The following is a 17,147-nucleotide window of genomic DNA, read 5'->3' as shown; positions in this document are numbered from 1 at the left end:
GGCGCGAACTCCTCACAGGTCCAGGGTCAGCTGGAGGGTGAGCGACCGGGAGACGCACGTCATGATCGAGTCTCCGGCCGCCCTTTCGGCATCGTCGAGGTAGACGTCCTGGTGGTCCGGCTCGCCGTCGATGACCGCGACCCGGCACGTACCGCAGGCCCCCTGCTCGCACGAGGACGGAACCGTCACCCCGGCCTCGCGCACGGTTTCCAAGATGCTGCGCCCGGGCTCCACCGTCAGGTTCATGACCGACCGGGCGAGGACGATCTCGAAACGGCTGCTCTCGTCGATCTCCTGGTCGTTGCGGAAGTACTCGAAGTGCACGGCATCGCGCGGCCAGCCGGCCCGGTGAGCGACATCCCTGGCGACGTCGAGCATCGGCGGGGGCCCGCAGATGTAGACCTGGCGATCCGCATCGTCCGCGGTGCGGAGGATCCGCTCCAGCTCGGCCCTGGTCTCCACCGGATCCAGGCCGATGATGGTCCGGGCGTTGCCGAGCCGCGACAGGCGGTCGCCGAAGGACACGTCGGCTTCGCGCGCGACGAAGTGGTGCAGCTCGTAGTGGAGACCTTGGTGCTCCAATGCCTGCGCCATCGCGAGCAGCGGCGTGATCCCGATTCCGCCGGCGACCAGCAGCGTGCGTTCGCGGTCTTGCCGCAGCGGAAAGCCGTTGCGCGGTAGGGACACCGCGAGCACGTCACCTTTCCGCACCCGCTCGTGCACGGATATCGATCCGCCTGCGGAGTCGGAGGTCAGCTTCACGCCGATCACGTAGTGCCCGGTCTCACCGGGCCCGTTCACCAGGGAGTACTGCCGGACCAGGCCACCGGGCAGGGCGACGTCGAGGTGAGCACCCGGCTGGCCGCTGGGGAGCGGACCGTCGCCCACCGGTCCCAGCTCCAGGCCGCGGACGCCGGCGCCCGCCTCCCACACCCGCACCACCCTGACCCGCGTCGGCAGCTCGTGGTGGCCGCTGCGGGCGGGCATCGACGCCAAGTGCTTCGGGACCGGCTCGTAGCGGGGCAAGAGCGGTTCAGGGGCGGGTTCCTCCGCAGCCCGGTCCTGGGCGAGCTCACGAAGCCGGGTCAGGGCGAGGTCGAAGTGCCGAAGCAGCCGCAGCCGCCCGCCCACCGGCGCGGGGCTGCTCAGCACTCCCCGGATGATCGCGCGGTCGGCATCGGTGGGCTGCACCGCGAAGAAACCAACGCCTTCCAGCTCGACGACGAAGTCCCCGCGTCGTCTCGTCGCCGGCGGCTCGGCGTTCGGGAGCGCGAGTGGCTGCTCCAAGAGGAGGGCCAACACGTCCTCCGGTCGCGCCCGCACCGGCATGGGGCGGAGTACGAGACCCGCATCGAGTTCCGGTGGCTCGTCAGGCGGCTCCGCCAACGCGGTCCACACCAGACCGCCGCTGGTGCGCACCGGGTAGGTGCGATTGGTGATCGTCCGAGCGGGCGCATCTGCGGGATGGGCCGGGATGTACGTGCAGGCCGCGGTCCGGTTGGCGTAGCGCCAGCCGTGGTACTGGCATTTCAGCTCGCGGCCGTCGTTCATCGCGATCGACAATCGGACACCGCGGTGCAGGCACCGGTTCTCCCAGACGTTGACGTAGTCGTCGTCGGCCCGCCACACGGCCAGTTCCTGTCCCAGCAGTTGGCCTTGAAACACGTGCCGGTAGACCAGATCGCTTTCGGACGCGACCGGGTGCCAGGTCTTCTCCGCGCGCAGCAGCAGGTCCTCACGCATCACGCGGCTCCCGGGATGACGCCGTAACGGACCCCCAACTGGCCCAGCCACCTGCGGTAGGCGACCCCGGACTTGTCGGCCCGGATCGGCGTCTCCGCCCTCGGGTCGAGCGGCAGGCGGCGCGGCACCTGGTTCTCCAGGATGGGTTTGTCCTGGCCGAAGATAGATATCTGGAACCGGCGCAGGGCCCAGTCGGGCTGGTCGTCGTCCAGCAGGCACAGCCACATGTGGGCGCGGATGTGTTCCTGGTCGAGGGCCTGCACGAACAGACCGATGACGTCGAACCGGCCCTCGGACCCCGGACTCGACTTGTACAGCACGGAGCAATGCGGATGCGGAACCCGGAAGACGTAGTCGACCTCCGCCCCGCCCTGGCTGGAGAGAGCCGCTTTGGGCTGGTAGAACACGCAATCCGTGGCGAGGATCTCCCCGTCGGCGACGGAGACCTCGACGTTGTAGTCCTTGACCTCGGTGTGCGGCTCAGCGCCGAGGACGGAGGTGTGGACGAACGGAAAGTGCCCCATGTCGAGGAAGTTCTCGATGCCGCGGGGTGCGGATGTGTGGGCGGTGACCGAGATGGCGTGCAGCACACGTCGATTGCTCTCGTCGGCCTCCGGAATCTCGAACAACGGGCGTGGCGTGCCCAGCGACGTCCACAGGTAGCCGTATCGCTCGATCACCGGCAGGGTCGAAGCGGGAGGCCCGTCAGCCGGCCATGCCGCCGACTCGGGATCGCCGTCCCGCCGTCGCCACACGGCGATCCTGCCCTCGGACGATCTGCTCAGCGTCAGCGGAACGCCGAGCAGTTGGTCTTTCCAGGTGCGGTTCCGGGGCATCATCTCGACGGCACCCAGCGGGTGCCAGAGGTCGAGCAGGACCTCGTCTTCGCAGGGTTGTTCCAGGAGTTTCGGAGCCATGGACGGCCTCCTCGCACAGACGGTCGGGAGGGGAGGGGTACGGCCGAAAACGCCATCCCGCTCCGGAAGTCGACGACGCGACCACGGACCCGGCGCAGATCACTCCCGAACTGGTGCCAGCCAGCAAGCTAGCACCATCCGCCCGAAAAATAAACAAACTGTTGCAAGCCGTTCACGGCTCGGCCCCGGCGAAAGCCGGGCCCCACCGGCCGTTGCCACGGGAAGACCGGTCCCCGTTGCTACATTGGGATGACTCGTGGCCGATCTCTTCTGCGAGCCGCACCAGCTCGCGCGTTTCGGTCGTGATCGCACCACCACCCGTACGCACTGCGGACACAATGCTGCCCCGGTGTCAGCACACCGGGGCAGCAGGACGTCCGGGACGCGGGCCCGGGACTATCGGGTTCGTGACGGGGGTCTTGCGGGGCAATGGCTTCGCCCCTGCCCCCGATACGCGCCGAGCGTCAGCTCAGCACCTCGAGGAAGATCCAGCCCTTGTCGCCGACGTAGCACCTGGCGTCCTTGTAGGTGCCGTCGGCTTTGAGCTGCGCAGCCTCCGCATTGCACTGATCCATCGAGGAATACACCGCGGGTCCGCCGCCGACGGTCTCCCAGCCGGACGCGGCAGCGGAGCCGACGACCAGCGGAAGGGAGACCACGGCGGCACCGAGGGTCAGACCAGCAGCGATGAGGGAACGCCGCATCTTCATACACACCTCTCCTGATGAACGAGGCCACAATGGCCTAGCCGGTTTCTTGCAGGGCCGAGATTACGTTCACCCGGTTCCGGAGCCGCGGCGGTGAACCGAACATGTAGGGATTCCTTTCAGGAGCATGGGCTCCGCAGGTCACAGGTGCCGGTTGGCCGATGAGCCCAGCCCTACGCGCACGTGGTTGATCCACTGTGGACTTCGGGTGAGGTTGGTGGCGGCGGCGGACAGGCCGGTGCCGCGGGGCGGCGTGCCGCGTGTGATCAGGTCGCGCAGCGCGCGCCGGTCGGTAGGCTCGATATCGTGCCTGATATCCACCAGAGGCCGTCTCTGGTCACGCAGATCGTGGAGAAGCGGGGGCTGCTCGTGCACGGGGACGGCATTGCGCCGCACCGTCATACCGAGGGGCAGTTGCTGTATCCCTCGGCGGGCGTTCTCGCCACTACGACAGAGCGGGGCACATGGGTCGCCCCGGCCAACCGGGTCGCGTGGACGCCGCCGGGTTTCGAGCACTACCACCGCGCGTACGGGCAGACCGAGGTCCGGGTGCTGGAGGTTGCCGGGGCGCTGTGCGCGTCGTTGCCGGATCAGCCGATGGTGTTCGCGGTGTCCCCGCTGCTGCGGGAGGCGTTGCTGGTGCTCACCAGTGGTCGTGAGCTTCGGCCGGAGGCGCGGGACCGGCTTCGCGGGGTGGTCGTGGACGAGCTGGTGGATGGCCACGAGGAGGCGCTGCATCTTCCGGAGCCGACCGATGATCGTCTTCGTGCGGTCGCGGACCTGCTGCATGCCGATCCCGCGGCATCGTTGACGTTGGCGGAGCTGGGGCGGGTGGCCGGGGCCGGCGAACGGACCTTGAGCCGCCTGTTCCAGACCGAGCTGGGGATGAGCTTCCACCAGTGGCGCAGCCTGCTGCGGGTCCAGCACGCGCTCATCAGGCTGGCCGAGGGAGCCGCGGTCATCGATACGGCCGCCCGGCTGGGGTGGGCCAACCCGACCAGCTTCATCGAAGCATTCACCGCCATCGTCGGCCAGACACCTGGGCGGTATCAGATGGAGCTGCGCCGCAGGGAGCGGTGACCACCACGGGCTTGGCGGGTTTCTGGAACATCGTGTCGACATGCTGGTACCCGGCAGCCCTGGTGTCGGGTGACCATGGAGGTATGCCAGCAAGCGGATCAACGTCCGAAGTAGACAAGAACGTCACCGTGGTGATCGTGGGAGCGGGAGTCGCCGGGCTCACGCTCGGCAATCTCCTGCTGCGGCGCGGGATTGATTGCGTCATCGTGGAGAAGCACAGCCGTGAATACGTCGAGCAGCGCCAGCGAGCCGGGGTCATCGACACCCGGGCGGCACGCATGTTCCGCGCGTGGGGGCTCGAAGACCGGGTGGTCGGCGGCGTCCCGACCGAGCCGGTGCTGAACTTCCGCGTCGACGGAGGGACACGCGCCCTCACGCTCGACGCGAATGATCACGGCGACGGCCGTTTCTGCCCCCAGCAGGTCCTCATCCGCAACCTCATCGACGTTTTCCTCAGCGATGGCGGAGACCTCCGCTTCGACGCCGAGGTCTCGGTGGAGAACATCGCCGGTGACGAACGCCCGCTCGTCCGCTACCGGGACAGTGCCGGCTCGACGAAGATGATCAGTTGCGAGTTCGTTGCTGGCTGTGACGGTGACCGCGGTGTCAGCAGGGCCGCCATCCCCAGCGAGTCCCTCACGCGTTACTCGCACGAGTACGGATACGCGTGGCTGACCGTCCTGGCCGAGGTCCCCGCCAATCACCAGTCCATGATGGCGCTCCACCCGCGTGGATTCGCCGGACAGTTCGCTCGCGGTCCGCGCGCAAGCCGGTTCTACCTGCAGTGCCCGCTCGACAGCTCCACGGCGCAGTGGACCGACGAGCGCATCTGGGACGAACTCGAGACCCACTTCGGCGAACCCATGGCCGCCAAGGGCCCGATCGCCGGCACGCAACTCGTGCCCTTGCGCAGCGTGGTGTACAGCCCGATGAGCTACGGCCGGCTGTACCTGCTCGGGGACGCCGCCCACATCGTTCCCCCGATGAGCGCGAAAGGAATGAACCTCGCCCTGCACGACGCCGAAGTGTTCGCCAACGCCGTAGTCCACTACCAGACCGAGGATCACGATTTCAGCCTGCTCGACAGTTACTCGTCGACGTGCATTCGTCACGTGTGGAACTACCAGGCATTCGCGACGTGGTGGACCGAACTGGTGCACAACGCCGGAGACGCCTCGCACCAAGGTGAATTCCGGCATCAGATCGCCCGAGCGGACCTTGCGCGCCTGTTCGAGTCCGGCTCGGCGAACCGACTGCTCAACGAGTTCATCGCCGGGCTGAACTGACCACGCGCACGCGGGGAGGAAGCACCTGTTTCATCGCTGACGCCTCGCGTGGCATCGGCCGCGAACTCGCGGGTAGATCCCCGCCCGCGGGGACGGGTCCCTCCCGGCGACCCGCGCAGCTGGACCGCCTGGTCGCCTCGGCTGTGGCGGCACCAGTTCGGCGTCACCGACACCGCCCAGCTTGGCGCCGCAGACCGTTCCCCGGAAAGGGTCACTCAGCCAATCTCCGCAAGGCACATTCCGCAACTGCCGGGTTTATTGCTGCTTTACACGAGCTGAACAATTGACGACGACCGCCAGCGGGAATGTTAGGGCGATCACCCATTCTTCCTTCCGCTTGCGTCACGACGATCTTCTCCAGGAGCCTTTTCGGGTGTGGCGGTCGATAGACCGCGACGCGCATGAGGAGGCAGCAGATTGGACCGCGTTTCGGTGGACTCCGGGCACATTGCGAGGACGGCGAGGGCTCTCCGCGATGTAGCCGAAGGCATGCGCAGTTCGGGTGATCAGTTCGCCGGCAGCTTCCAGGAAAGCGGATACGGGAACCTGCCCGAATCCGACGAGGCCGCAGCGCAGACCTGGGCGGTCGTGCAGGCCGTCCTCGAAGGGGTGCGCGGGCAGGCGGACGAGTTGCTGAGGCACGCGGACGCGCTGGATCGGCAGGCCTCGGACTACCGGTCGGCCGAGAACCATGCCGAGCAGGCCGCCACCAGGCTGGGCCTCGGTCTATGAGTTCGGAAGGCGAGCAGATCGCGGTCAACGGAGCGAGTTCATGACCTACGACGCGGCAGCGAAGACCGGCGACCCCGCCGTGCTCGGAGCGCAGGCGGAGGCCTGGAGCACGCTCGCCGCAGCCCTGCGCAGCCACGAGGCGGACCTTCAGTCCCGGCTTGCCCATTCGCAGGGCTGGACCGGCCCCGCAGCGGACTCCTTTCACAACGCGACCGACGGCCTCACCGGGCGCATCGACGCGCTGTCCACCTTCTGCGAAGAAATGGCGCAAGCGCTGGGTCACCACGCGCAGCAGCAAAAACAGATTTCGGAGATTCTCAAAGAAATCGCAATTCAGATCGCGACACTGATCGCCTACATCGCCGCGGCGGCATTCTTTCCGGCACTGATCGCGACTGCGGAAGCGTACATCGCGACGCTGATCGCGCAGTCGAACCGCATGCTCGCCCTGCTCGCCCAGATACTCGCCACGCTCACCCGTTGGCTCGCCTCGGTGCGGGCCGCCGTTCAGCGGCTGGCGGCGGCGAGCTGGCGGGGGGGAGAGCTTCAGCGTCGGCTATGGTCGCGCGCTGGTCGAGGGTTTCCGCGACTTCGCCATCGACGTCGCCGCCAGCAGCACGGCAGCGGGGATCACGGGCAAAGACATCAACCCGGAGCACCTGTTCACCAACGCGGCGATCAGCTTCGGCGTCGGAGGCGTCTTCGGCGGAGCAAGCGCCAGTGGGCTGAAGAGGAAGGTCGACAGCTCGGGCGAGATCTTGCGCACGTCGGACGGGCGGCCTGCTTTCGTACCGTTCAGCGGTCAGATCGACGCCGCTGTGCAATCGCTGCGGTGGAACTCGCCGGGTCGGCGGCAGGCCACAACGCCGCCGGAACCGAACCCGCCTGTCCCGCGCCCCCATGCACACCGAGAACAGGCGATCTGGAGGCTCGACGATGCTCGGGCCAACGCCCGCGAGCTTGGCTTGCGGGGAAACCCGCGCGAACACCGCCACCTCATCGACGAATTGGACGCCGCGCACGAACGTGCCTCCGACGCCCGCGAGAAGCTCTCCACCGCACGATCTGCGCTGCAGGACGCGGAAATCGGCGGGGCAGAAGCCCACACGGCGTTGCAAGCAGCGCGGAGCCGCGTCGACAACGCCGAACAGCGACTGTGGCGCGCGGAAAGCCTCCTCGCCGTCTACCAGCGATCGGGAAACCAGCGCTGGCGGGACGATGCGGAGACTTCCGTCCGGGAAGCCAGAACGGAGCATCACGCCGTCACCCAACAGGTGACCGCATTGCGCGAGCAGCACGACCGAGCGGTGCAGGCACTCGACACGGCACATGACTCGGCGGGCGTGGCGCTTCGCGAGGTGGAGCAGACCGAGGACGTGGTCAACGAGCTGCGGCGGATGCTGGCCGCGTCGAACGAAGTCAGGGCGGCGGCGATCCAGTTCAACATGCATGGCACCTTCGACGACAAGCTGCGAGAGGTGTGGCGGCACAACGACTGGCGGGACTCCTTCGGCACCGCCAAGCCCTGGCAGTCGATCGTCTTCCACGAGAGCGTGCGCGACATCGCCAAGGGCGCGTCCGGCTCTGCCGCGCAGTCGGCAGCTGGAATCGCGAACGGCAGCCGGGACCCGGGCACCACCGGGCGTGACGTTCTTTTCGGTGCGCTTGCCGGCGGCGTGCGCGGGGTTGCCGTTGGCTCCGCGGGCAACCGGGCATTTCCCGACACGGGCCTCGAAGAATGGCTCTTCCGAATCGGTTTGAAGTCCACCGAGAGTTTCACCCGCGAACAGATCAACGGGCCGCGATGAGCCCTTTCGCCGCCGCGTAGGTCAGTGCCTGCTGGGCTGGTTCTTCTGGCTCATGCTGAGTTTCTCGGCCGCATGACGGAGTTCTCCGGCGTAATGCTCGCGTTCAGCGAGACCGACAGCCTCCCGCAGCGGCCCGACCTGAAGTTCCCAGGTCGCGCGGCCGGCACGGTCGAAGACGGGAGCCACCGCGTAGCTCAAGGGCAGCGGTTCGTCGGCATCCAGGTCTGCGAATCCGTAGGGCTGCCCGCTGATCCTGGCGAGCAGGGACAGGACGCGACCCCGCAGGTGCTGCGGAACAGCGTCAGCGGCAAGCTGCTCCACCACGTCGGCGAGCACGTCGAGCACGACTGGATCGGCCGCGCCGATACCCCACAAACCGGTTCCAGTGGCCCGAATCTGTTCAAGCACCTCGGCGAGAGCTGGGCGCTGTTCGGGAGCTGCGGTGGCCAACCACGCGCTCTGCCCCTGCTCATCGGCGAAGGCCACCACGGCCGCTCCGGCCGGCGCACGCAGCGGCAGACTGGTTCCGGTGGTGATTCCCGCCGGCAGCCTGCCATTGCCTTCGGTGACAGCCAGGAACGTCAACTCGGTTCTGGTCACCAGGCTCAACGCCGCCCCACACCCCACGCGCTGGGACAACGCGCGGAGCACCTCCTCGACCCCGGCAGGCGCTGCCAGCGAGTCGCGCGCCGTGGCCGCAAGTCCGGCGAGCCTCGATCCGGGCTGGTAGCTGAGATCCGCCAGCCGGCGCACCCAGCCACGTTCGTCGAGCGCAGAAAGTACGGCCGCGACAGTGGACCGGCTCAGGCCGAGTTCGTCGGCGACCTCGGCGGCCGTCATCGGCGCTCCCCGCTCCACGACCAGTTCCACCACCGCGATCGCTCGTTCCGTCGGCGGCGAAGCCGATCGGTCCTTGCCCACCGCCATGCAGCCCCCTAATCTGCTGAACACGATTATTTGCGTTGATCATACGAATATTCGGGTCGCATGCGAAAGAGGTTCCGATGACCGCCTCGCCACTCGCCGGTGGAGCAGACCTGGAAGGCTTCGACTTCGCCGTGGACGACACCACCGACCTCCACGAGATCCTCGCCGGGCTGCGCGCGGCGAAGCCGTACGCGATCGTGCCGTTCGCCGGAAAGCACGCGGTGCTCCTGCTCACTCACGAGCTGGTCGGTGCCGCGTTCCGGGATGAGGCCACGTTCCCCGCCTCGGCGATCTACCCGCTGACGACCGGGCCCGTGCTCGGCAAGACCCTGCAGTGCATGTCCGGGCGTGAGCACCGGATCAACCGCGCCATCGCGTCACCTCCGTTCCGGCGTGGCGAAGTCGCCCGGCACATCGAGCCGGTGCTCGACCCGCTCGCCCACGAACTCATCGACCGCTTCGCAGACCACGGAGAGGCGGACCTGGTCGCCGAGTTCACGACCCGGTACCCGGTGCTGGTCATCAGCCGACTGCTCGGGCTCCCGGTCGAGGACGAAGACATCGTCCGGCGCTGGGCTCACGACCTGTTCTGCTACCCGTTCGATCCCGACTCCGCCTTGGCGGCTTCGCAGGAGTTCACCGAGTACCTCACGCCGATCCTCGAACACCGCCGCCGCAACCCCGGTGACGACCTGATATCCACGCTGGTCACCGCGACCGCCGAAGGCGAACGGCTCGATGACGACCAGGTGCTGGCATTCCTGCGACTGCTCTTCCCCGCCGGGGCCGACACCACGATGCTCGCGCTCGCCAACACCTTGGTCGCCCTCCTGACCCATCCCGACCAGCTCGAACTGGTCCGCTCAGCCCCGGACGAGCACGTGCGGTGGGCGATCTGGGAAGGCCTGCGATGGGAACCTCCGGTCGGCCTGCTACCCCGCATCTGCCCGGAAAGCACCACGTGGCGGGGAATCGAGATCCCCGCGTCCACCCCGATGATCTTCTCCATCAACGCAGCTCTGCGCGATCCCGCCGCCTACCCGAACCCCCATCGCTACGACATCACCCGACGAGCGGCGGACATGCTGGCATTCGGCCAAGGACCGCACACCTGCGCCGGCACCTGGCTCGCCCTGGCAGAGCTGAGAACGGCCCTTTCGATCCTGCTGCGCCGCCTCCCCGACCTGCGAATTCGGGACAACGCCACCGAGCGCGCTCGCATCACCAGCCAGGTCGGCACCGCGCTGCGCGGCCCAGCCGAACTCCCCGTGCAATGGGAGGTGCGGCGAAGTTCGACCTGAGCTCGGCGCGGTTTCCCCGAACACGGGAACTATCGCGCGTTCAGGGCCCAAGTCCCCTGAGCGTTCTTCATCCTCTGTGCGGAATGCCTGTGCCTCTGGGTCGTGAGTGCCTGTGGCTGCTGTGGCGACCTGTGGCGACCACAGGCACTCACGACCCTGTGCGTTCGGGACATCGAGTATTGGTGGTGTGGAACCGACGGCAATACTTGGAAGGCGAAGCATGACGGATGTCGAACCCGGGAAACCAGGCGGCACATCGCCGATGCTCGCCCCACACGGTTGCATCGCCACCCGCCCCTACCGTGAAGACGACTGCCGACCCACCTACGAGCGCCTGCGTGCGGTCTTCGGCGCCGACCGCACGCACAGGCTGACCGGCTCCCGCATCCCGGACAGCCTCACCCATCAGCCCTCGCGAGACTTCCTGCAGGGAGTCGGCTTCCCGGAGATCGAGTTCTTCTTCGGTCTCAACACCCTGCCGCTGTCGGCGACAGGACTGCGGAAGTCGACTGGGAGCAGTCTCAGGGCGCCGAACTCCCCGGTGGTGGAGGCCCGTTCTACCTCCTGGGCGAATGGATCGAAGGCGTGCTCTGCCTGGACGGCGCCTCGGGCATGGTCCGCCGGGCACCGAAGGCCACCGCGCTCGACGCCGGGGCGGGCACGGAAACCCTGGTCGGTACGAGTCTGGCCCAGTTCACCGCGATGGTGAGCCTGCACTGGCAGCGGATGGTGGTCTACGACCAGTCGGGGAATCTGGACTCGGAGGAGCTGCTGGCCGAACTGGCCGACTGGCTGCAGGGGATCGACCCCGCGGCGGGGAAGACCGAAGCCTGGCAGCACGTCCTCGATCCGGACAACTTCGACACGTTGTGACACGAGGCGCTGGATGGTTCCGCGTGCGCCGATGTCGTTGCGGCAGCGGCGTTTCCGCTCGGCGAGTGCCTGCGGTGCGGCTATCCGGTGGCCTGCTCGATCCGGCCTAGGATGACGCCGGTCAAAGCCGAGATGGCGTCGTCGGCGGTCGCGGTCCCCCGGTTCAACTCGGCGGCAATGGCCTCGGCGGCACCGAACGCGCCGACGCAGTGCAACCGCAGTGCCGCCCGGCTCAGGCCGGAGTACGGCGCTAGTGCATCGGCCATCAAATCGGTGTAGCCGTCGTACATCTCGTGCTGGATCGCCTCCATTTCCGGATCGCCTTTCAGCGCCGCGGAAACGGCGTTGAACTCCGGCATGTCGGTGGCGCAGGCGAAGTACGCGCCGCTGATGACCCCCGCGATGCCCGCCGCGGTCGGCGGGGCTTGCTCCAGCGCCTGCGCGGTGGCGGCCCGGTGCCGTTCGTCGAGCCGCCGATAGAGCGCGAGCAGCAGTCCGGGGCGGGTGCCGAAGTGGTCGTACACGATGGGCCTGCTCACCCCGGCCGCCTCGGCGAGGGTGGCCAGCGTCAGCCCGTCCGCGCCGTTGGCGCGCACGATCGCCGAGGCCGCGTCGAGCAACTGCTCGCGCCGGGCCTGCTTGGACAGGCGGATCGGCGGTGTGGTCATCGTCCTCCTCTTGCGTCCGCACACCATTCTAGCTACACAATGTAAGTTACAAAGTGTAGGTTGCTGGAGATCGAGAGGAGACGCACATGGACCAGCGGAAATCGGTTCTGCTCCTGGGCGGGTCGGGACAGGCGGGCTCGGATACCGCCGCTCACTTGCGGCGGTGGCACCCGGAGCTGCCGTTGACCATCGCGGGCCGGGATCTGGAACGTGCGCGGCGGGTGGCCGGCGAACTGGGCGGCGCCACCGCGGTGACGGTCGATCTGGCGCGCGGTGATCTCGGACTGCCCGCCGGTCAGGAGTATTCGGCGGTGGTCGCGACGCTGTGGGACAGCAGGCTGAACGGGCTGCGCTTCGCGCAGGACCACGGTGCACCGTACGCCAGCCTGTCCAGCGGCATGATCGACATCGCGCCGGAGATCACCGCCGGCGTGCAGCGCCCGGCCGCCGCACCTGTGCTGATGGCCAGCCACTGGGCTGCGGGTGTCATCACTCTCGTGACGCTGGAGTGGGCCAAGGAGTTCGACCGGGTCGACACCATCCGGATCGGCGCGATGCTCGACGAGAACGACGCGGGCGGGCCCGCGGGGCTCGCGGATCTGGAGCGCTGGGCGGAGGTCACCTCCGCCGGGTACGCGCGGCGCGACGGGGTGTTCGCCTGGGTCGGCGCGGCCGAGGCGCAGGTGGAGCTGCGCAGCCTCGACGGCACCGCGGTCACCGGCCAGGCCATCCCGATCCTCGACGTGACCAGTCTGGCGTTCGCGACGGGCGCGCCGAACGTCGAATTCGCCTTCGCGGTCGGTGAATCCGCGGGTTCGCGCCGTGGCGAGGGTCCGTCCGTCGAGGTTCGGATCGATCTCGAAGGGGTGGGCCCGACGGGCGCACCGCTGAGCATCGACCGGTACGTGGTCCACCCGGGCGGCCAGCGCCCGCTGACCTCGCTCGGCCTCGCCCTGGGCGTCGAACGATTGCTCGGGCTGCGCGGCGATGCGGTGGCGCCCGGCATCCACACCCCCGAGGTGCTGCTCGATCCGGCCTACGTGGTCGAGCAACTGGTCGACGTGGGGACCACCTTCGTCGACGCGTGAGGCGCGCAAACCGGCCGTGGCAGTGGGAGCAGGGAGAGCGCCTCGCCGACCACCGCACGAGCCTCCCGGCCCGCTACGGTGACGTGGTGGCTGCCGCTGGCTCCCACTGCAGGCGGCCTGCGATCAGCCTGCCGATGACGGCCATCGGTTCCGCCTGCGTGATGGTGTGGTGGGTGCAATCGATGTCGTGGGAGATCACCTCGCCCGTGATCCGCGACCGCCACGCCCCACCGTCGGTGACTTGGTCGGCCCGGGTCGCGCGGAAGTACAGCAGATCCCCGTCGAAGACGGACTCGGTGTAGGTCGGCAGCAGCGTGGCGGCGTGGACGAGAACGGTGGTGAGCGCCGTCAGTTGCTCCTCCCCCAACGCGAGGTGCGCCTCGGCGTCAGGCGGCAGACCCGCCGCCTGAAGCAACAACGACAGGACGTCCTCGCGCTTGGGCGCGGCTCGCTGTTCCTGCGGGTCGACCGGCCGCGCGTCGAGCAGCGCGAGCAACGCCACGCGCTCGCCGTCGGACTGCAGGCGGGTGGCGACCGCGTGCGCCAATGCGCCGCCGAGCGACCAGCCCAGCAGGTGGTACGGCCCCGTCCGTTGCACCGAGCGGATCTGGCGCACGTAGCCGTCGATCATCTCGCGGAACGACGAGGGCAGCTCGTCAGGCCGGGTCAGTCCGCCGGACTGCAGGCCGTAGACCGGAACGTCCTCGGGCAGGTGCCGCGGCAGGCCGGCGTAGCACCAGCTCAGCCCACCCACCGGGTGCACGCAGAACAGCGGCGGTCGAGAACCGTTGGCACGCAACGGAAGCAGCGCCTCGAACGCGTTCGACGACGTTTCGCGATCCAGCAGGCGCACCAGGTCGGCCACGGTCGGAGCCTCGTACACGACTCCGAGGGCCACCTCGGTTCCCAGGTCGGCGCGGAGGCGGGTGACGAGTTCGGCGGCGAGCAGCGATTGCCCGCCCAGTTCGAAGAAATCGTCGTCGATGGTGACCTCCCCGACGCCGAGCACCTCGGCGAACAGGGCGCACAGCTGTTCCTCGCGGGGGGTGCGGGCGGGCCGACCGGGGCGGATGTCGGCGGCGGGCAGGGCGGAGCGGTCGAGCTTGCCGTGCACCGTCAGGGGCAGCTCGTCGAGCAGGACGAACGATGAGGGCACCATCGCGGTGGGCAGTCGTTTCGCCGCCCACGACCGGAGTTCCGCCGCGTCGACCGGGTCTGAACCCGGTACCACGTAAGCGACCAGCTCGGGCTCGGCGGACATCGTCGTCGTCACCACTGCCTCGGCGGCTCGTGGATGCGCGGTGAGCACCGCCTCGATCTCGCGCGGCTCGATGCGGACGCCTCGGACCTTGATCTGCTCGTCGGTGCGGCCGAGGTACTCCAGCATGCCGTCCTCCGTCCACCGGGCCACGTCGCCGGTGCGGTACATGCGCGCGCCGGGCGGCCCGAAAGGATCGGGCAGGAAGCTCTGCGCGGTCAGCTCCTCCTGGTCCAGGTATTCGCGGGCGACCTGGTCACCAGCCAGGTACAGCTCGCCGGGCACGAGTGGCGGCTGGGGGCGCATCGCGCGGTCGAGGACGTAGGCCCGGACGTTGTGCCCCGGACGGCCGATGACCGGCCGGTCGCCCTCGATGCGGCAGTACACGGCATCCACTGTGGACTCCGTCGGCCCGTAGTAGTTCCAAGCCTCGACACCGGGGCAGTCGCGCAGGGTCGACCACAGCGCGGGATCGATCGCTTCGCCGCCGACCATCAGCAGCCACGGGAACTTCTCCGGTCCGGACAACAGGCCTTCGGCCAGCAGGAGGCGAAGGAAGGACGGGGTGAGGTCGGCGAAGTCGATCCGATGCTGCGAGAAGTGGCGCACGAGTGCGGCCGGGTCGAGGCGCACCGCGTCCTCGACGAGGTGGACTTCCTGGCCTGCGGCCAGGAACAGCAAACCCTCCCAAGCGGTGTCGAACGAGAACGACGCGGTCAACGCCGCACGCAGTCGTCGCCCCGCCGGGTCGATCAGTTCGCGCTGGTGGTCGTGGAAGAGGTTGGCGAGGTGGCGGTGCTCGACGACCACTCCCTTCGGCCTGCCGGTCGAGCCGGAGGTGAAGCTGACGTACGCCGCGTGATCCGGCCGGTGGGTGCCGGCCGGATCGGTGCCGGGCTGCCGGTCTATCCCGACGTCGTCGAGCAGCAGCAGATGCTCGGCCGGAAGAGTCGCGCTGATCGCCGCGGTGGTGAGCACGTGGAGCGGCCGGGTGTCCGAGAGCAGCGTCGCGATGCGGGCGGGTGGATGGCTCGGATCGAGCGGCACGCACGCCGCGCCGGCCTTGAGCACCGCCAGCACCGCGACCATGTAATCGGCGGTGCGCGGCAACGCCAGCGCGATGCGCGTCTCCGGACCCGCGCCACGTGCGATCAGCAGGTGCGCCAGGCGATTGGCGCGAGTGTTGAGCTCGGCGGCGGACAACATCGTCGAGCCGCAGACCAGCGCGGTGGCATCGGGCGCCGCACGGACTCGGGCCTCGAACAGTTCCGGCAACGTCGTGGCCGGCGTCTCCTGCCGGGTGTCGTTCCACGTGTTCAGAACCAGTTCGCGCTCATCCGCGGACAGCATGTCGATCGCGCCCACCTGCTGCTCCGGATCAGCGGTCGCCAGCGCGTGCAGCAGCGCGAGGAAACGGCGGTGGTGCGCGGCCGTGGTCGCGGCGTCGTACTTGGCCGGATCCGAGTTGAAGTCGATCCGCAGTGATCCATCGGCGGGCCTGTCGTAGACGTTGACACCGAGGCCCGTCACCGGACCGTTCGACAAGTTGCGCAGCACCGCGGGATGGCGGCCGAACCGGAGCTGCGCGTCGTGGGTCATGATGTTGATGCCCCAGTCGCCGAGGTATCCCTCGCGGTGATGGGCGATCCCCAGATCGCGCACCAGGTGCGTCGAGGAGTAGCGCTGGTGGCGCAGCAGGGCCTTCGCGCTGTTCGCGGTGGTGCGCACCAGCTCCGCCACGGTGGTCGACGGCGTCATCCGGGTGCGCAGCGGCAGCACGTTGGCCACCATCGACGGAACGCCGCGCGCGACGCTGCCCGACCGGCCGTTCACGGTCAGGTCCAGCGTGATCTCGTCGTCGCCCGCCAACCGATGCACGTACAGCGCCAGCGCGGACATCGCGACCGACGGCAGGCTCGTGCGCGCCTGCCGCGCCAGCGCCCGCAGGCCCTCGGTGTCCGCCGGGGTGACATGACCGGTCTCCCGGAGGAAGGTGTGCGGCACGATCGACGACGGCCGAAGCGACCGGCGCGCCGCAGGCCAGTCGGCCAGTTGTTCCGCCCAGTACTGCTGATCGCGGGTGAAGCGCTCGGATACCTCGTACTCGGCCTCGTCGGCCAGGATCTGCGCCAGTGAGCCGAACGGGCACGGCGGAGCGGGGTGCTTCTCCTCGGCCGCCGTGTAGAGTTCCGCGACCCGCTGGATGAACAGCGAGAAGCCGTAGCCGTCCAAGATGATGTGGTGCAGTCCGAGGTAGATGGTGAACCGCTGCTGCCCGGTCCGCAGCAAGGCGAACGAGAACAGCGGCGAGCGGCGGAGGTCCGCCGGCGTGCCGAGATCGGCCCACATCCACTCGTCGGCGGCCGCAGCCGGATCGGCGGCCCCGCGCAGATCCACCACCGGCAGCGTCCAGTCGAGCAACGGTTCGATCGCCTGCCAGACTCGCCCGCTGCCGTCGCCACCGAATCTGGCCCGCACCGCTTCCGTCTCGTCAACGGCCTGGCGCAACGCGGCCTCAAGCAGCGCGACATCCACCGGGCCGTCGATCTCCACCGCTTCCGCGGCCCGGTAAATGGGGTTGGCCGGATCGAATTCCTGGGCGAACCACACCCCCCTCTGGGCAGCCGTCAGCGGCAATGTTCCGCGGTCGATCTCCTTAGGCATGGCACGCTGCGTACCACGAGAACAGCAAGATCACACAGCGCTACGACCTGCGCGCCAGGGGTAATGACCCTCCGTAATCCTGCGGATCACGTTCC

General features: G+C 68.6%; 14 protein-coding genes and 2 pseudogenes. 8 read left to right on the top strand and 8 right to left on the bottom strand.

All coding sequences use genetic code 11. The annotated features are described in order from the left end of the window. Positions 1-12 precede the first annotated feature (12 nt). The 4 genes from AC07FN_RS08930 to AC07FN_RS08915 all read right to left on the bottom strand — a co-directional run bounded on the left by AC07FN_RS08930 (position 13) and on the right by AC07FN_RS08915 (position 3,688). Positions 13-1,743, bottom strand: coding sequence for a Rieske 2Fe-2S domain-containing protein (locus AC07FN_RS08930; protein WP_478395114.1), 1,731 nt, complete (start codon positions 1,741-1,743; stop codon positions 13-15). Then, positions 1,743-2,660 (bottom strand): aromatic ring-hydroxylating dioxygenase subunit alpha, encoded by a 918-nt coding sequence (locus AC07FN_RS08925; protein WP_478395113.1) that lies wholly within the window; start codon positions 2,658-2,660, stop codon positions 1,743-1,745. The genes AC07FN_RS08930 and AC07FN_RS08925 overlap by 1 nt, the downstream gene beginning before the upstream one ends. A gap of 464 nt (positions 2,661-3,124) precedes the next feature. Beyond that, positions 3,125-3,364, bottom strand: coding sequence for a hypothetical protein (locus tag AC07FN_RS08920; RefSeq protein ID WP_478395112.1), 240 nt, complete (start codon positions 3,362-3,364; stop codon positions 3,125-3,127). 144 nt (positions 3,365-3,508) lie between these two features. After that, the gene (locus AC07FN_RS08915; RefSeq protein ID WP_478395111.1) at positions 3,509-3,688 is read right to left on the bottom strand and encodes a hypothetical protein; all 180 of its coding nucleotides are present in this window, start codon (positions 3,686-3,688) and stop codon (positions 3,509-3,511) included. On the opposite strand from AC07FN_RS08915, the gene AC07FN_RS08910 reads away from it, so the two are divergent. From AC07FN_RS08910 to AC07FN_RS08895, 4 genes and pseudogenes are all read left to right on the top strand, one after another. After that, the gene (locus AC07FN_RS08910; protein ID WP_478395110.1) at positions 3,674-4,447 is read left to right on the top strand and encodes an AraC family transcriptional regulator; all 774 of its coding nucleotides are present in this window, start codon (positions 3,674-3,676) and stop codon (positions 4,445-4,447) included. The two genes, AC07FN_RS08915 and AC07FN_RS08910, sit on opposite strands and share 15 nt — an antisense overlap. Then, on the top strand, positions 4,444-5,733 hold the full coding sequence (locus tag AC07FN_RS08905) for a 4-hydroxybenzoate 3-monooxygenase (protein WP_478395109.1): 1,290 nt from the start codon (positions 4,444-4,446) through the stop codon (positions 5,731-5,733). Before AC07FN_RS08910 ends, AC07FN_RS08905 begins: the two co-directional genes overlap by 4 nt. Before the next feature lie 417 nt (positions 5,734-6,150). Continuing rightward, a complete protein-coding gene (locus AC07FN_RS08900; protein WP_478395108.1) occupies positions 6,151-6,465 on the top strand; it encodes a hypothetical protein in 315 nt (104 codons plus the stop codon). Then, positions 6,425-6,871, top strand: a pseudogene (locus AC07FN_RS08895) (WXG100 family type VII secretion target); the annotation flags it as partial. The gene AC07FN_RS08900 and the pseudogene AC07FN_RS08895, both read left to right, overlap by 41 nt. 150 nt (positions 6,872-7,021) lie before the next feature. Here AC07FN_RS08895 and AC07FN_RS08890 read toward each other — a convergent pair. Continuing rightward, positions 7,022-7,231 (bottom strand): hypothetical protein, encoded by a 210-nt coding sequence (locus AC07FN_RS08890; RefSeq protein WP_478395173.1) that lies wholly within the window; start codon positions 7,229-7,231, stop codon positions 7,022-7,024. Between AC07FN_RS08890 and AC07FN_RS08885 the strand changes: the two genes are divergently transcribed. Next, the gene (locus tag AC07FN_RS08885) at positions 7,224-8,273 is read left to right on the top strand and encodes a zinc ribbon domain-containing protein (RefSeq protein ID WP_478395172.1); all 1,050 of its coding nucleotides are present in this window, start codon (positions 7,224-7,226) and stop codon (positions 8,271-8,273) included. The genes AC07FN_RS08890 and AC07FN_RS08885 overlap by 8 nt on opposite strands. 21 nt (positions 8,274-8,294) lie before the next feature. Here AC07FN_RS08885 and AC07FN_RS08880 read toward each other — a convergent pair whose 3' ends face one another. Further along, positions 8,295-9,200 (bottom strand): helix-turn-helix domain-containing protein, encoded by a 906-nt coding sequence (locus AC07FN_RS08880; protein WP_478395107.1) that lies wholly within the window; start codon positions 9,198-9,200, stop codon positions 8,295-8,297. Positions 9,201-9,277: 77 nt separating this feature from the next. Here AC07FN_RS08880 and AC07FN_RS08875 point away from each other — a divergent pair, with 77 nt between their 5' ends. Together AC07FN_RS08875 and AC07FN_RS08870 are read left to right on the top strand one after the other, a co-directional pair. Then, positions 9,278-10,501 (top strand): cytochrome P450, encoded by a 1,224-nt coding sequence (locus tag AC07FN_RS08875; protein ID WP_478395106.1) that lies wholly within the window; start codon positions 9,278-9,280, stop codon positions 10,499-10,501. A gap of 220 nt (positions 10,502-10,721) precedes the next feature. Then, positions 10,722-11,374 (top strand): annotated as a pseudogene (locus AC07FN_RS08870) (SUKH-4 family immunity protein). A gap of 80 nt (positions 11,375-11,454) precedes the next feature. Here AC07FN_RS08870 and AC07FN_RS08865 read toward each other — a convergent pair. After that, positions 11,455-12,042, bottom strand: coding sequence for a TetR/AcrR family transcriptional regulator (locus tag AC07FN_RS08865; RefSeq protein WP_478395105.1), 588 nt, complete (start codon positions 12,040-12,042; stop codon positions 11,455-11,457). Positions 12,043-12,128: 86 nt separating this feature from the next. Between AC07FN_RS08865 and AC07FN_RS08860 the strand changes: the two genes are divergently transcribed. Beyond that, positions 12,129-13,130 (top strand): saccharopine dehydrogenase, encoded by a 1,002-nt coding sequence (locus AC07FN_RS08860; protein ID WP_478395104.1) that lies wholly within the window; start codon positions 12,129-12,131, stop codon positions 13,128-13,130. A 73-nt stretch (positions 13,131-13,203) separates the two neighbouring features. Here AC07FN_RS08860 and AC07FN_RS08855 read toward each other — a convergent pair whose 3' ends face one another. Continuing rightward, a complete protein-coding gene (locus tag AC07FN_RS08855; RefSeq protein WP_478395103.1) occupies positions 13,204-17,052 on the bottom strand; it encodes an amino acid adenylation domain-containing protein in 3,849 nt (1,282 codons plus the stop codon). Positions 17,053-17,147 lie beyond the last annotated feature (95 nt).

Source organism: Saccharopolyspora sp. NPDC045941, from assembly GCF_056431445.1.
Note: the sequence above shows the minus strand (reverse complement) of the source record. Positions and strands in the feature narration are given on the sequence as shown.

Coding starts and splice junctions, on each gene's coding strand:
- AC07FN_RS08920 (WP_478395112.1), bottom strand. CDS start 3,364: ATGCGGCGTTCCCTCATCGCTGCTGGTCTGACCCTCGGTGCCGCCGTG.
- AC07FN_RS08860 (WP_478395104.1), top strand. CDS start 12,129: ATGGACCAGCGGAAATCGGTTCTGCTCCTGGGCGGGTCGGGACAGGCG.
- AC07FN_RS08865 (WP_478395105.1), bottom strand. CDS start 12,042: ATGACCACACCGCCGATCCGCCTGTCCAAGCAGGCCCGGCGCGAGCAG.
- AC07FN_RS08855 (WP_478395103.1), bottom strand. CDS start 17,052: ATGCCTAAGGAGATCGACCGCGGAACATTGCCGCTGACGGCTGCCCAG.
- AC07FN_RS08880 (WP_478395107.1), bottom strand. CDS start 9,200: ATGGCGGTGGGCAAGGACCGATCGGCTTCGCCGCCGACGGAACGAGCG.
- AC07FN_RS08875 (WP_478395106.1), top strand. CDS start 9,278: ATGACCGCCTCGCCACTCGCCGGTGGAGCAGACCTGGAAGGCTTCGAC.
- AC07FN_RS08925 (WP_478395113.1), bottom strand. CDS start 2,660: ATGGCTCCGAAACTCCTGGAACAACCCTGCGAAGACGAGGTCCTGCTC.
- AC07FN_RS08930 (WP_478395114.1), bottom strand. CDS start 1,743: ATGCGTGAGGACCTGCTGCTGCGCGCGGAGAAGACCTGGCACCCGGTC.